Annotated in this window: 11 protein-coding genes; all 11 read right to left on the bottom strand. The window is 34.9% G+C overall.

Annotated features, from left to right (window positions below):
• Positions 1-83: 83 nt before the first annotated feature.
• The 11 genes from rpmG to COD11_RS22130 all read right to left on the bottom strand — a co-directional run bounded on the left by rpmG (position 84) and on the right by COD11_RS22130 (position 15,795).
• Entirely contained in the window at positions 84-233 is a 150-nt protein-coding gene (gene rpmG, locus COD11_RS22180) for a 50S ribosomal protein L33 (RefSeq protein ID WP_098799083.1), read from the bottom strand.
• A gap of 27 nt (positions 234-260) precedes the next feature.
• Positions 261-1,451: a GTP-binding protein gene (locus COD11_RS22175; protein ID WP_098799082.1), complete on the bottom strand. Its 1,191-nt coding sequence runs from the start codon at positions 1,449-1,451 to the stop codon at positions 261-263.
• Positions 1,452-1,671: 220 nt separating this feature from the next.
• Positions 1,672-2,868, bottom strand: a complete 1,197-nt coding sequence (locus tag COD11_RS22170) for a coiled-coil domain-containing protein (protein ID WP_098799081.1) — start codon at positions 2,866-2,868, stop codon at positions 1,672-1,674.
• Between the two features lie 430 nt (positions 2,869-3,298).
• Positions 3,299-4,399 (bottom strand): DNA alkylation repair protein, encoded by a 1,101-nt coding sequence (locus COD11_RS22165; protein ID WP_098799080.1) that lies wholly within the window; start codon positions 4,397-4,399, stop codon positions 3,299-3,301.
• A 129-nt stretch (positions 4,400-4,528) separates the two neighbouring features.
• Complete coding sequence (locus tag COD11_RS27905) at positions 4,529-6,598, bottom strand: LuxR C-terminal-related transcriptional regulator (RefSeq protein WP_269217401.1); 2,070 nt, start codon at positions 6,596-6,598, stop codon at positions 4,529-4,531.
• Between the two features lie 80 nt (positions 6,599-6,678).
• Complete coding sequence (locus tag COD11_RS22155; RefSeq protein WP_176551198.1) at positions 6,679-7,020, bottom strand: STAS domain-containing protein; 342 nt, start codon at positions 7,018-7,020, stop codon at positions 6,679-6,681.
• Between the two features lie 42 nt (positions 7,021-7,062).
• On the bottom strand, positions 7,063-8,094 hold the full coding sequence (locus tag COD11_RS22150; protein ID WP_098799078.1) for a protein-glutamate methylesterase/protein-glutamine glutaminase: 1,032 nt from the start codon (positions 8,092-8,094) through the stop codon (positions 7,063-7,065).
• A 4-nt stretch (positions 8,095-8,098) separates the two neighbouring features.
• Complete coding sequence (locus tag COD11_RS22145; protein ID WP_098799077.1) at positions 8,099-8,905, bottom strand: CheR family methyltransferase; 807 nt, start codon at positions 8,903-8,905, stop codon at positions 8,099-8,101.
• Positions 8,906-9,019: 114 nt separating this feature from the next.
• Positions 9,020-11,032 (bottom strand): methyl-accepting chemotaxis protein, encoded by a 2,013-nt coding sequence (locus COD11_RS28255; protein ID WP_483296311.1) that lies wholly within the window; start codon positions 11,030-11,032, stop codon positions 9,020-9,022.
• A gap of 1,743 nt (positions 11,033-12,775) precedes the next feature.
• Positions 12,776-15,334: a chemotaxis protein CheW gene (locus COD11_RS22135; protein ID WP_098799076.1), complete on the bottom strand. Its 2,559-nt coding sequence runs from the start codon at positions 15,332-15,334 to the stop codon at positions 12,776-12,778.
• A gap of 20 nt (positions 15,335-15,354) precedes the next feature.
• Positions 15,355-15,795, bottom strand: coding sequence for a chemotaxis protein CheW (locus COD11_RS22130; RefSeq protein ID WP_247345825.1), 441 nt, complete (start codon positions 15,793-15,795; stop codon positions 15,355-15,357).
• Positions 15,796-16,133 lie beyond the last annotated feature (338 nt).

Genomic DNA, 16,133 nt, shown 5'->3' with positions numbered 1-16,133 from the left:
CATTTAATAATTGAGTTATTTATTCCCTGGTTGATTCAAAAGAAAAAGCCATGATCTTTGAAGCATGATCATGACTTTTGCGCTTATTTAGTTTCTCTATGCACTGTATATTTCTTTAATCGTGGGCAATATTTTTTAAGTTCAATTCGATCCGGGTTATTACGCTTATTCTTTGTTGTAATATAATTTCGATCACCAGTTTCTGTACATGCTAATGTAATTTTCACTCTCATTATCATTTCCTCCTTGAAAAAATAAAATTAATTTTCTGCAGTAAAGGCTGGAAGAGGATCGTTAAAAGAAGACCAATCCCTCTTCATTTCATCGTTTGTCAATAAGCATTCATCTAGAGATCTTTCAATCAATTCACGGTTCATGTCGATTCCAATCATAACAAGCTCAGTTAATCGATCACCGTATGTATGATCCCACTTTGCTAATAACTCCGGTTCTTCTTTTAAAAATTGGTCCTGCTCTGCTTTTGAATAAGAAGCAATCCAATTTCCTGTTCCCTGAATGATAATAGAAGGACCTGCCTGTGAGAGAAGTCCTGTTATATCATTACGTGAAGCAAGCCAGAAGAACCCCTTAGCTCTAACAACATCTACAGGCCAACTCTCAAGCCAAGTCATAAACCTTTCAGGATGAAATGGTAATTTCCTCTTATATACAAAAGAGGTGATTCCGTATTCCTCTGTTTCAGGTATATGTTCATTCATAAGCTCTTGTATCCACCCTGCGGATTGGCTAGCTTTTTCAAAATCAAAAAGGTTCGTATCTAAAATCCTTGTTATTGGTACCTTTGAAAAAATAGACTCGATGATCGTAGCATCAGGATTCAGTTTATGAAGAACGGCTTTTAATTCATCTATATCTTCTCGCTCAACTAAATCTAATTTGTTTAATACAAGAATGTTAGCAAATTCTATTTGATCAATTAACAAATCTACTACCTCCCTTGTATCTGTTGGATCTATTGCTTCGTTACGGTCAAGAAGACTCTCCCCAGAGGAATAGTCAAGCCAAAACCGATATGCATCTACAACAGTTACCATTGCATCTAGTTCACATATGTCAGTTAAATTTATCCCTAATTCTTCATCTATATATGTGAATGTTTGGGCTACAGGAATAGGCTCAGAAATACCGGATGATTCAATAACTAGATAATCTAAATGCCCTTTTTTCACTAATTTTTTCACCTCTATAATGAGGTCTTCTCTCAGTGTACAGCATATACAGCCATTCTGAAGTTCAACAAGATTTTCCTCCGTTCGGGAAAATCCACCTTGTTTAATAAGCGACGCATCAATATTTACTTCACTCATATCATTAACTATAACGGCTATTCTCTTATTATCTTTATTACTTAAGAGGTGGTTTAATAATGTAGTTTTCCCAGCACCTAAATAGCCACTTAAGACCGTTACTGGTACCTTTCTATTTTTCATGTAATCCTCCTATATAAAACAAAATGATTACGATTTGAATTTCATACTTTTATGTAAGTAATCAGAAAAACGCAAAGTAAATCGTAATAGTTACGTTTTATATATTATATTATCTCCTGTTGATATGCAATAAGTTTAATAAAAAAGTTTTAAAAAGAGAATTTCGGGAAAAACATAAATAAGAAAGGCTGACACCTAAATGCCAGCCTCTCTGTTTCTATTATAAATTTACACGCATAACGCGACCATTAAATTTTTGAGCCCAGTAACCACTAGACATATTAGCGATTGCAACACCAGTTGAGCTTTGAGAACCAATGAATTTACCGCCACCTACATAAATACCAACATGTCCATCTTTTTTATAAGTATCAAAGAATACCATATCACCAGGTTGCATGCTGCTTGTTGGTACTCTTGTACCAGTATTTTTTAGGATTTCCGTACTTGCTCCTACTCTTACTCCTACAGTTGAGAATGCCCAACTTACGAATCCAGAACAGTCAAATCGACCATTAGCGATATCATAAGAGTTTCTTCCGCCACCAAATACATAAACAGAATTTCCGATATATTTATAACCAGCACTAATTAAATCATTAACTGTACCGTTAGGGTTTACAGGTGTGTCTTCAAATGTAACTGTATTATTTGAAGTACCTTTTGCTACTGTTACAGAATTAGATGAAGTTGTGTTTGCAGCAGAAGCTTCAGCCGCTGCTTCAGCTGCTGCTAATGCTTCTGCTTTTTGTTTTAAGCTGTTAATTGCAGCTTCTTTTGCTGTTTTTTCATCTTGAAGTTCTTTTCTTAATTGATCATTTTGTTGCTTTTGTGCCAGGATATCAGCCTGCATGCCTTCTAAATCTGCTCTTAAGTTTTCAAGGTCTGAAAGCACTTCCACTTTTGCAACCTTCTTTTCATTTAACTCTTTTTCATCAGCTTCTTGCTGTGAGATCATCGAACGATCTGCTTCTACAATTTTCCCTACCGCAAGTGCACGGTTTAGAAAATCACCGAAACTAGTAGATCCCAGTAAAACATCGATATATTCTACATTCCCACCACTGTGTTGGTAAGAAATTGCACGTTGCTTTAAAATTTCTGTACGTTCTTTAATAGCTTCTTCTAGTTTAGCGATCTCAGAATCCATCGCGTTTATTTCGTCTTGAGAAGTTTGAATCTGCTCTTCTGTTTGCTTAATCTTAGCTTCGTTATCTTTTATTGCTGCATCAACGCGTTCACTTTGTTTCTTTAAATTATCTAACTCTGCTTGTACTTCTTGTACATCCTGAGTATGATCTTTAATTTCTTTTTGAACTTCTGTACTTGTTTCAGCGTTAACCGAAGGAATTGCAAATGAACTGCCTAATCCAATCATGACAGCTAAATTCATGATAACTAGTTTCTTTTTCGACATTCTCTTCCCCTACTTTCGTTTCTCGTACATGAATCATTCTATGTATCTATTTTTATACAATACTATTTTACTTATTTAGCCACAATTAGAAGTATATCATCAAAAAATGACAAAACTATGTTGTTAATATTACATTTATGTTTCAAAAGTAACAAAATGTAGCTTTTTCGCCTCAAAAAAAGCACATTTACAACTGTAACATAGTTTATATCGCAATTCTAGTATTTATCTATTAATAGAATTAATAGGGCTAAGAATGTATAAAAAAAGAGATAAATTGATAGTAGTAGGTTAAAAGGAGGGAGAAAAGAAGTTTATGAATGAGAAATCTTACCTAACTCAGTTTAAGTTAGTTCTTCTCCTCTCCCGGAGTGTGACAATTTTTTACCGCTTTATCCACTATCTAAACAAACATGAAGAGGACACATGATTATTCTTCTTGTGTCCTCTTCATCACTTCAAATTCCTCTTTGGCTTTGTATTCACCATTTGCTATGATATGTAGCACATGCATTCCACTATAGTGTTTTCTTGTTGATAAATCCCTAAAAGAATGTGTTTTTGTATAAACTTTTTCCTCTCCTGGTGAGATGGAAGTTTCGGATATTTTAAATGACTTTGTCGAATGCTTTCCATTTGCTTTTACAAAATCGATCGCATATTCAAGTCTAAGCTTTCTTAGTTCTTTATCTATTGAGGTAACATGAAATGAAAATGTAATAGCTTCTCCTATTTCCACTTTCTTTGTAACAGTTAAATTTTTAACCTGAATATGCTCACTTTTTTCCAGACCAAATAATTCAAGTGCCTCCGGAACACCTTTCTTCAATAACGTCCGTAATCCCGCTTTAACAATCCAATTCGTTCGATCATTTGTACCGAGCCATCTCTTTGCTAAATGAAGGACAAGCTCAGGATGATCTTTTGAAATATCATTTAAATTATTGGCGACACTTTTTCTCACATATAGAGAAGGATCTTCCTTCAGGTTTTCTAGTATTGGAAAGATTGGTGAAGGGTCTTTTTTCAAGTTTATTAAGGAAATTCCCCACGGAAGCCTTGGACGCGAACCCTCGCTTGCGAGTCTTCTGACATGCTCATTTTCATGTGAACTCCATTCTAAAAACTGTGCCATCATTTTAGCTTGATTTTCCATCACAAATGGTCTTACTGCAAATTCGGAAGTTGAGAACATAGTAAAATATTCAAGTGCCTCCATTGATATCTGCCAGCTATGTAACCCATAAATTTCTACGTAATCTGGAAAAATAATTCCACCAAGACTTCCTTGAAAAGAAGGAGCCACTTTTTTTAATAGTGCCACAGCTTCACCAAATTCTTTAGGTAAACTTTGAGATAAACTCAGAGTAATACGACGGACACGTTGTTTTAATGCCAGTTCATCCCAGCCTTTTGCATAAACGGATGATAAAAATTCTTCTTGATTAAAAAGTGGATCATTGTCTTGTAATTCCTTACTCAGCTTCTTCATAAATTGCTCATTAAATAAAGCTCGAAGTTCTTCTGCCATGTATAACTCCTTCACCCTTTAGTTTGTTAGTATAAAGAATTATATCATGGAGATTTATTAGAGTTAAATTGAGCAAAAAATTAAAGTCCACAAACAAAATAAAAACAGGTAATCTATCACCACCTGTTCTTACTCCATCCCGTATTTAATTCGGTAAATCTTAGCCATTGCTTGAACCCGATCTGTAACATTTAGTTTCTTAAATATATTTGTTATATGGTTTTTCACAGTATGAACACTTATATTTAAATAGCTGCCTACTTCCTGATTGTTTAAACCTTCTAGTATTAAAAAGAGTATTTCCTTCTCTCTTGAAGTCAATTTTAATTCTAAAATTACGCTTTTTATATCAACAAGATCATTAATTTGTTCATCAGCAAGTTCCATTTCCTCTGCCTGTTTTAAACTGGATAAGTGATTCACTTCCATTCTGGTTTCCAAATCAGGACTTACCTGCTGAATCGCTATTTTCATTTCATCATCAAGAAAAGATAGAGCTAAATTTTTATCTATTCTTTTTACAATTGTCTGGTAAATATATGTTATCATTTTCACTTCTATACTTTTATTCACTTGTTTTGTAGAAACATCCATACTCTCTTCTAATAAATGAAGTACTTTTGAATTCTTTAATTTACTTTTCAAAAACTCCAAGCGATATGTCATAACCTTGCAAGCATTCAAAAGTTGTTCCACAGAGGTTTCAGGTATTGATAGTGATTGTGAAAGTTTCCTTACTAGTTTCATCGCTTCTAATGTATTCAAATAACTTTGTTTATTTAATTCCTCTAAACTATCGTGAAGTAAATTGATCGTTTCTAAATGGTTATTATCTAGTAGTTCTTCATCATTGTGTTGCTCTATTTTGATGCACCTAGACAATAACCGAGCAATGATGTGCAGACTCATTGACACTTCTTCATACTTTTTTCTATCCTTAAGTTCTACTGTTAACATACCAATACAATTCTTCTCAACAAAGATTGGTTGATGAAAGGCCATACTCTGTTCATTTATTCGCTTGAGCTGTTGAAGGTTGCTTCCTTCTCTAATAAGCTCATGGCAAACCTTTTTATGCTCTTCAAGTAGTGGGTCATTCAAAGCACCTCTACTAATTGTTTCCCCATTATCTACTGTAAAACTCGAAAAATTATGATTGTTTATGCTCTGACAAAAATCAAGAACCTTGTACATGATATTTTTAACATCTTCTGTATGAAGTGCAACCTCTAACAGGTCTAATAAACCATAAAAAGCAAGCTGTAGATGTTTTTCGTGCTTTATAGCTTCATCACTTGCTTTCCGTTCTGAGTAGAGATGAACAATAAACTGAAGAATATCAAGCAGCTCTTGACTAATCATTCGTTCTTCTGTCGTTCTACCAAACATAAGACCTTCGACAATACCTTTTTTCTTTATAGGAAAAATAAATAACTGATTTGGATATAAGTGAAATTGTTGAAAAAAATCACTACGACTTGTAAGGCCCATATCAGACAAAAACATTTTTTTCCCCAAAACAACAGCTTTTCCTAACAAGCCTTCACCGATATAAAATGTATTTCCTTTTAATTGTTCAATACTCTGACCTTGTACAGCTTTAATCATAAATTTGGCATGATCTATTTTTTCTGATAGTCCAATAAAATCTATTCTATTTAATTGGAGAATTTGTGCAAAAAGGTGAGATAAAAAGTGGTCATCCTCACTCAAATTCCCTTTCGACTGTCTTATATGTGTTAAAATATCGATTACTTTTCTTTGAACTTGAGTTCGTTTTTCATTCTCCTCAAAGCTTTTTATCATGAAGGTAATTGAATCTATTTTATTGACTAACTCTGCCTTTTCCTCTTGATTAACAGAAGTCATAGAAAGATCTACTAAGTCATTTCCCTTACTTTCTTCCAAAAATGGCCCTGCCACAAGTAAATAGTTTGTTTTGGTAGAAGAAATAACCGGGGATAAGATAAACTTTAAATTTAATGTTTCTTCATGCCAAGAAAAAATGGTTGATTTCGAAATCAACTGTCCTGTGCTAATTATTTCTTTTTGAAAGGAATCAACATCACTAATTTTATAAAATGGTGTTTCATTCACTTTGTTTACTGACATCAAAATTTGCCCGTCCTTGTTAATAACGGATATCGGAAACCCACTAGATGTGGAGAATATTTGTAATAAATTCTGAATCATATTCATTTTGCCAAACCCCCATCAAAACACAACTCTCTACTATATATTTCGGTAAAAAACATCCTTTTTTTGATGGTAATTTTAACCTATATTAATGTTTGAAAATAATTTTCCGCCTCTTCTATTGTTTTATATAACCCCATAAAAGTATGAAATCTTACAATAGTAAAAATCTCGTCTAACGGGGGATTTACACCTGATATAACTAACTCTTTTCCTTCTTTTTTTGCCTTCATAGCTGCATCCGCGATAACACCTAAAGAAGTGCTATTTAAATATTTTACGTTTTCTAAATCCAAGATAATATACTGGCTTGATTTTAATAGATGCGTTTGGATATCCTCTTTAAATGATTCATTATTTTTAATTGTAATTTCGGTTTCCTTAACTTTTAAGATATCGACGAGTTCTTTATGAATTAACTCCACAGTAACCATCCTTTCTTCATTAGTGGCTGTTTCCACCAACATTTACAACAATGCATGTCTTATTTTATCGTACATTTTAAACAATGGAGCCTGTTCATCTGATAATCCAGCTTCATCAATCACTTTTGGCATACCATAGACAACACATGTTTCTTTTGATTCAGTCAGGACCAGTCCTCCTAATTGTTTCACCTTCCGACAACCGCGTAACCCATCATCACCCATTCCAGTCAAAATGACAGCGAGCAATCGTTCTTTGTATAGAGGAGCAGCTGATAATAATGTAACATCTACAGAAGGCTTATATAATGTTTCCATACCTGCTGAAATCTTTAATTTTATTTGATATACGTTTCTTTCATTTTGATCAATTGTTGTCTGTAGCCCTGCAGGAGCGATGTATACTGTACCTGGTTTAAGAATTTCATTGTGCTCTGCCTCTTTTACCTTAAGTTGACATAATGAATCAAAACGATCTGCCAAAGGCTTCGTAAAGCCTGGTGGCATATGCTGAACAACCACAATAGGAAGGTGAAAATCTGACGGAAATTTCGTTAGTATCGTTTGTAATGCTGACGGTCCACCTGTGGAAGTACCGATAAAAAGAAGTTCTTTGCTCATTTCGACCATTTCTTCTGTGTGGACTTTATTGTCTGGAACAGCCTCTTCCTTTTGTATCAAAACTGGTAACTTTGCTGAAACTGCTACAAGTAATCTTTGATAAAAATCGTCAAGAAATTCTGTATTATTTACAAGGACCTCTTTTATAACAAAATCTACTGCTCCTAATTCAAAGGCTTCAAGTGTAGAATCTGTCCCATTGCTTAGCATAACAACTGGTACTGGATTTTCATTCATTAATCTTCCTAGCGTTTGAAGACCATCTAATTCAGGCATTTCAATATCTAGTGTTACAATAGAAGGCTTTAGCTGCTTTACCTTTTCAATTGCATCCAACCCGTTTCTTGCTTTTCCAATGACAAAAAAATCAGGGCTTGCCTCTATTAAAGTGGAAATAGTTTTCCTCATAAAAGCAGAATCATCCACAACTAACACTCCATATTTGCCATTCATTTTGTTACCCCTTTCGATAGTAGAAGGTCCCATCTGTACTGATCGTCTCAAAACCTATCCCCATTGTAGATATGTTTTCTGCATGACCTAAAAAGAGATAGCCACCTTTTTTAAGTGAGTGATAAAATGAGGTTGCCACCTTTTTAACCGTTTCAGCATCAAAATAAATTAAAACGTTCCGGCAAAATATAACATCATACAAACCTTCATTTCTCATATTTTCTTCATCAAGTAAATTTAAATATTTAAAAGCGATCATATCTTTTATGTCTTTTTTCACACTATAATGATTTTCAGTTTCTTCAAAATATGTGTCAAGCCATTTTTGCGGAATACGTCTAAAAGATAGCGATTTTTTATGATACATTCCGTTAATTGCAGTTTGTAGAACCTTTTTATTTATATCTGTTGCAGTGATCGTTACCTTGTCCTCTAATGTTACATCAAGATCATTTAACATCATTACAAGAGAATACGGTTCTTCCCCTGTTGAGCAGGCAGCACTCCAAATTTTTATTGGTTGTTCAAGTCCTCTTTCTTTTTTCAGTATTGGTATTACTTTATTTTGGAAAACATGAAGTTGTTTATCTTCACGATAAAAATAAGTTTCATTAATTGTTAAAAGTTCTACAAGAATATCCCACTCTTTAGGGTTTTCCTCTAAAAGACGCATATAACTCCATAATGTTACACTTAATTGTTCCAGACGTTTTGAAATTTTTGCCTCTAAAGAAGAAATATTATTCAAGTAATTTAATCCACAATACTCATAAACTAATTGAGCTAATTGCTTTAGCGCAAAATTTTCCATATTGCGTATCTCCTTTTTCCTAATAAATTGATTCATAAATATACTTAAGGGTCAGACACTTTTAAACAGTGTGATAAATTATATTCACTGTGAGGTCTGACCCTTATCCTACTATTAGTTTACTGACTGAAGTGTACGTTGGATGTCTTTGTTAGTATCCTTGATTGTTGATGATAGTCTAGTTACTCCATCAATATCTTTCGCACTTTGCTTAAACATAGCACTTGTTTCATTCATTACTTTTTCTAGCTCAAGAATTTCATTTAATTGCAGTTTTGTTGCTTCAGTTATTTCTTCAGATTGATCTTTTACAGCTTGAATAAGTTTTACAACATCATCACTTTCTGTGGTTAATCCTTTTGTTTCTGTCGTAACAATCGTCATTTGATCAGCAATATTAGCAATGCTCTTCGTGATGTCTTTAATCAGTTCCGTTTGCTCTGATGTTGATTGTGTCACAAGTTCAGCTTGATTTGTAACATCACTTGTAATTGAAACAATTGATCTAGTTTGTTTTGTTTGTTCTTCAAGTGCTGATGTAATTTGGAGCATTTGCTCTTTAGCAGATCGAATATCATTTGTAATTTCTTCAGCTCCACCTGCTTGTTCAATCGTAGCATTAGTGACCATTTCTGCTTGATTTGTCATAGATTGAGCAGATTGCACAACACTTTCCGCTTGTTTTGCTTGTTCAACCGTTGCAACTGTTACTTGTCTTACTTGTTCACGAGCTTCAACAACACCTGTGATAATTTCTTCTACACCTGTTACTTGTTCTTTTACTGATTCTGTTACTTGATTTGCTTGGTTCGTAATAGATTCAACTGCATTTACAACCTCTTGTGCTTTTTTCGCTTGCTCGTCAGTTGCTGTAGTGATTTGTCTCACCTGCTCACGTGCATTCGTTACACCTTTAATGATCTCTGTTACACCAGCTGTTTGCTCCACCATTGCTGTCGTAACTTGTTCAGCTTGATTTGTAAAGTTTTCCATTGCCTTTACCATCTGTTCAGATTGCTTTGTTTGTTCCACCGTAGCTGTAGTAATCTGCTTCACTTGTTCACGAGCATTGATCACACTTTTAATAATATCTTCTACTCCAGCAGCTTGTTCTTTCATCGAATCTGTTACTTGTCTTGTTTGCTCAACCATACTACTAACTTCAGTAATAATCATTTGAGATTGTTTTGCTTGTTCCTCTGTTGATACTGTAATCTGTCTCACTTGCTCTCTTGAGTTACGAACACCCTCGATTATTTCATCAACAGCAATAGCTTGCTCATTCGCTGCATTCGTCACAAGCTCAGCCTGCTTTGTTACATTCGCTACCGATTCTACAATGTTTTTCGACTGCTGTGCTTGCTCTTCTGTTGCTGTTGTAATTTGTTTTACTTGCTCACGCGCGTTAACAACACTGTTAATAATTTCAGTTACTCCTGCTGCTTGTTCTTTTACTGCTTGAGTAACTAGCTCGACTTGATTTGTCATACTTTCTATTGAGCCGACAATATGTTGAGATTGCTTCGCTTGTTCTAATGTTGCATCTGTAATTTGTCTTACTTGGTTTCTTGCATTCAGAACACCTTTAATAATTTCTTCCACTCCAGAAGTTTGTTCAACCGTTGCTTTTGTTACTAAATCTGCTTGTGTTGTTACATTTTCAACAGATTTTACGATATCCTGGGCTTGTACAGCTTGCTGAGTAGTAGCTGTGGTAATTTGCGAAATTTCTGTCGTAATATTTTCAACACCATCTACAATTCGAATAATTGCATCACTAGCACTGTCTGAAAGCTTATAGCCTTGTTCAACTTTTTCTTCACCAATCTCAATAGCCTTAATTGCATCAGAGGTTTCACCTTGAATACCTTTAATTAACGTAGCAATTTCCTTTGTAGCGGATGCTGTTCTTTCAGCCAGCTTACGAACTTCATCTGCTACAACACTAAACCCTTTTCCATGCTCTCCAGCTCTGGCTGCTTCAATCGCTGCATTTAATGCAAGTAGATTTGTTTGCTCTGCAATATCATCAATCACTTCGATAATACTACCAATTTCATCTGAGCTTTTTCCTAGACTTTGCATAACCGTAGAAGCTTGCTTAACAACTATGCCAATTTCTTTCATCCCATCAACTGATTGTAAAACTGCTTCACGACCATTTTGCGCTTCATGAGCTACGTTTCCTGTTAATGAATTAACATTTTCAGCATTAGCAGCCACTTGTTCAATAGATGCAGCCATTTCTTGAATGGACTGATTTGTTTCTTTTGCCGAATTTGTTAAACTTTCTGCATTTACCGAAACACCTTTTATTGATTTACCCATTTGCTCAATGGAGGCAGATACTTGTTCAACAGAGCTTGCTGTACTTTGTGCATTTCCTGCTACCTGTTGTATTGATGCTGCTAGCTCTTGGATAGAAGCTGCTGATTCCTCAGATGATTTATTCAGACTTTCTGCATTTACTGAAACTCCTTGTATTTGACTACCCATTTCTTCAATAGCTGCAGATACTTCCTCAACGGCCATGGCTGTACTTCTTGAATTACCAGCTACTTGTTCGATGGATGCTGCCATCTCTTGGATTGCATCATTTGTTTCTTTTGCTGAATTTGTTAAACTAACTGCATTTGCTGCCACACCTTTGACCGAATCACCGATTTGCTCGATCGATACAGAAACTTGTTCAACAGAACTTGCTGCACTTTGTGAATTCCCTGAAACTTGTTGAACAGATGCAGCCATTTCTTGAATAGATGTGCTTGTGGATTCAACTGATGCCGCTAATACTTCAGCATTTTGAGTAACTCCTTTAATTTGACTACCCATTTCTTCAATTGCAGCTGACACTTCTTCAACTGATGCAGAGGTACTTTCTGCGTTTTTTGACATCTGCAAATTGGATGCAGCCATTTCTTGAATTCCATCATTTGTTTGTTTAGCTGAGTCTGTTAAACTAACAGCATTATTCGCTACTTGCTCAATTGAAACAGCCATCTCTTCAATTGCTGCAGATACTTCTTCAACAGAGTTTGATGTACTGCCTGCATTCCCAGCAACTTGTTGAATAGATGCCGCTAGTTCTTGAATTGATGCAGTCGTATCTGTAGCTGACAATGTTAAGCTTTCTGCGTTCGCTTCAACACCTTTAATTGATTTTCCCATTTGCTCGATTGAAACAGAAATTTGTTCTACAGAAGCTGCTGTTTTCTCAGAGTTTCCTGATACTTGTTGAATAGATGCTGCTAATTCTTGAATAGCCTCACTCGTACTTTTCGCGGAATCTGTTAAACTTTCCGCATTTGTTGCAACTCCGACAATCGATTTGCTCATTTGTTCCATCGATGCTGAAACATTCTGAATAGATTTTGATGTTTCAACTGAATTTCCTGATACTTGTTCAACTGATGCAGCAATCTCCTGGATAGAGTGTGATGCATCTTTTGCAGATCCTGTTAGTACATTTGCATTTTGAGCAACTGCAGTAATTTGGCTCGCCATTTCTTCCATTGCAGCGGTAATTTCATTTAGTGATTTTGAGCTGTTTGTTACATTTAAATCCAAACCTTTAATTGAATTAAGAATACCTTCTAATGAAGAAAAAGATTTTGCCGTAGACTTTCTTAAGTTTTCTGCATTTTGAACAACACCATTAATTGATCTAGAAATCGTCGACATCATGTTCCCTGTTTGATTTAAAGATGCTGCCTGTTGATCATTTCCAGTTGAAATTTGTGTCATCACATCATTTAGTTGATTAATATCTTGTTCTAAATTTGACGATACTCTCGTTAGTTGCTCCATAGGTACTTTTGTTTTTTTAAAGAAACTCATAGCCAAAGGCCTCCTAGTTGTTTAATAGATGATTTATGGTTGTGATACTAGCTCTGCTGGAAGATCTTGCAGATTAATTGATTGTAAGATCTCATTAAATTCAAGAATAATCACAACTCTATCCTCTAGCTTGCTTATCCCTTTAATAAGATTTGAATGATTATATTGACTACCTGACGGTGGTTGTTCAATAAGACTATTTGTAGTCTTTAATACTTGTGTTACTTCATCTACAAGGAAACCAACATCCTGCTGGTTATTTTCAACAACGATGATTCTTGATTTCTTTGTTTGTAACTGTTCTTGTAGATTAAATTTTCTTCTTAAGTCAATAACAGGAAGCATTTTTCCTCTTAAATTAATGATTCCTAACAGATCCTTAGGTGCATTGACGACTTTTGTTATAGCAGGAACGGAGACAATATCTTTCGCACGTTGGATGTCAATCCCATATTCCTCTGTATCCAGCTTAAAGGTGACAAATTGACGTTCGTCTTCCAGTTCTTTTCGTTTATTATCAGTAGCTGTTTCCGTATCTTGTGTACCTTGTTCGCGAACAACTGAGGAAACATCTAAAATGAGTGCAACACTTCCATCCCCCATAATCGTTGCACCAGCTATATACGGTGGTGAACCAATATAAGGGCCTAGTGATTTAATGACAATTTCTTGATTACCAATTGTTTTATCAGCTATAATGCCAATACGTTTGTCTGCAATTCCTACAACAATGACAAATTCTCGTTTCTTTTCTTCCGCCACCTCTTCAGATAGATCCAACCCTAGTTTTTCCTTCATTCTCACAAGTGGCAGGACCCTTCCTCTCACAAGGCCAACTTCTTTTTCTTTAATTGTTTGAATATCTTCTTTATTTAATCGAATGATTTCAAGAACATTCACCAGTGGAATCGCAAATGTTTTTTGTCCAAACTTGACTAATAAGGAACTAATGATAGCCAATGTAAGTGGCAACTTAATCGTAAAAGTGGTCCCAACTCCAATAGTTGAATCTATATCGATTAAGCCATTTAGCTTTTCAATATGTGCACGAACGATATCCATTCCAACACCTCGACCAGATATGTCTGTGATTTTCTCAGCTGTTGAGATACCTGATTTAAAGATGAGGAACATTGCCTCTTTATCATCTAATTTAGCTGCCTCTTCTTCAGAAATTGTTCCCTTAATAATGGCTGTTTGTTTGATCTTTTCTGGGTCAATCCCTTTTCCATCATCACGTATTGAAATAACAATATGATTTTCTTCATGTGCCGCACGAAGTTCAATTTTACCTTTTCTTGATTTGCCTAAGCGTTCACGTTCGTCAGGTGGTTCAATTCCATGGTCAATTGAATTCCGAAGCAAATGAATAATTGGATCACTAATTTCTTCTATTAATGTTCGATCTAGCTCTGTTTCTTTTCCGGTCATAACAAAGTCAATTTCTTTATTTGCTTTTTGCGTTGTGTCCCTCACCATACGAGGGAACCGATTGAAAAGTTGTTCAATTGGTAGCATTCTTGTTTTCATCATGCCTTCTTGAAGTTCAGTGATTACACGACTTAAATGGTTTGTTACCTCGTCGAGTGTTTCCATATCATCTTCTTGACGCGTATCACGATCTGCCAATCTACCACGAACATCAACTAATCTTGTTTGGTCTATCACTAATTCGCCTACTAAATTCATTAAGTGTTCAAGTTTATCCACATCTACTCGGACGGTTGGATTAATTTTTGCCTTTGGACTTCCTACAGGCTTATCATCTTGCACTTGTTCTAATTGGACTTGTGGACTCGGAACAGCCAGCTCTTTTTGATGTGAATTCATATTCTCTTCTGTTATTTGATTGATGTTCACAAACTTGATATCCGATATTTGATTAATAATTTCAAGAATTTCTTGTTTTGTTCTCATGGTGAGAAGGATGAAAGCCATTTCTCCTTCAAAGCCTTCAGACTTCTCCATCTCGTCAATGGAAGGAAAAGCACCAACAATTTCCCCTGCTTCTTTTAAGTTATTATGAATTAAAAGTGCTCTTACATTTTTCATCAACGCTTCATTTGAAAGCTTAATTGAGACCTCCAGCGCATTATGGCCAAAGGCTAGTCCACTGATCACTATATTTTTGGTGTATTCATCTAACTCAGTTGTGATTTGATCTTTTGTAGGTGTAGCATTTGGTATTTCTTCATCTTTCATTTCATGGGAATGAAATTCATTCAACTTATCAACAAAAGGTTGAATATTAATTTCCTCGAGATTTCCATTTAAAATCCCATCTTTTAAAATTTTGATAAAATCGATGCTTTCAAAAATAACATTAACTAGTTTAGGTGTAACAGCTAGCTTTTGGTTTCGAACCTGATCAAAAACATTTTCTAGATAATGAGTAAATTCTTTCATTTGCTCAAAGCCCATTGATGCTGATGATCCCTTAAGTGTATGAGCGGCTCGAAATATATTCTGAATAGTTTCAATTTTTTCAGGGTGCTGTTCTAGCACCAATATCTCTGAATCTAGTATTTGTAATTGTTCATCCACCTCATCGAGGAATACTCCCAGATAGGCAGATAAGTCAAAATCAGTCATATTGACCTCCTTATAACGTTCTATAATTGCTCATATAGAACTTTCTCTAAATGAAGAATCCCAATCACTTGATCATTGAGCTTTGCAAAGCCAGTAAAGATCTCTTCATCTACTTTCAAACCAGGTGGGGGTTCTACATTTTCCTCTTCAAATTTAGTAACCATTCTTACTTCATCCACCATTAACCCAATGTTCTCATTTGTGCCTTGGACAATAACGATTCGATTTTTTTTGTTTCTTTCTGAAATTGGTAATTCAAAACGCTTATGCATACTAACAACTGGAATAATGCTTCCGCGTAGGTTAATTACTCCTTCAATCATTTCATTAATTCCAGGTATGCTTGTAATGGTTGGAACTCGCAGAATTTCAACCACTTCTTCTATGGATAATGAATAAAGTTGTTGATTTACGGAAAATACGACAAATTGAACTTTGCCTATATCAGAAGCAACCGCCAAATTGATCGCCTCCTTGTTATTTATTTGATAGCTTTATTGTGATGTATTATTCAGATTATGAGTATTGGAGTGGGTTCCTATTTTTCTACAAAAGTCGACATACTTATATAGGATTTGAGACCTATTAAAGGATCATAAAAATAGTTGTAAAGTTTTACTCTTTCATTTTATAGGAACGGTTTCCTGTATTTTTATAGGAGTATTTATCTAAAACTTATTTTCACGCCATATGTGATGGAGAATTATACGTTGGAGACTAAAACTTAAAGTTAGGGAGGTTATGAAAAACATCAACATCATATTATTCTTTTCTTACAAAAAAAAGGGGCTGACCCAAA

The sequence above is a fragment of the Bacillus sp. AFS040349 genome, from assembly GCF_002577655.1.
Taxonomy (GTDB): domain Bacteria; phylum Bacillota; class Bacilli; order Bacillales; family Bacillaceae; genus Metabacillus.
Note: the sequence above shows the minus strand (reverse complement) of the source record. Positions and strands in the feature narration are given on the sequence as shown.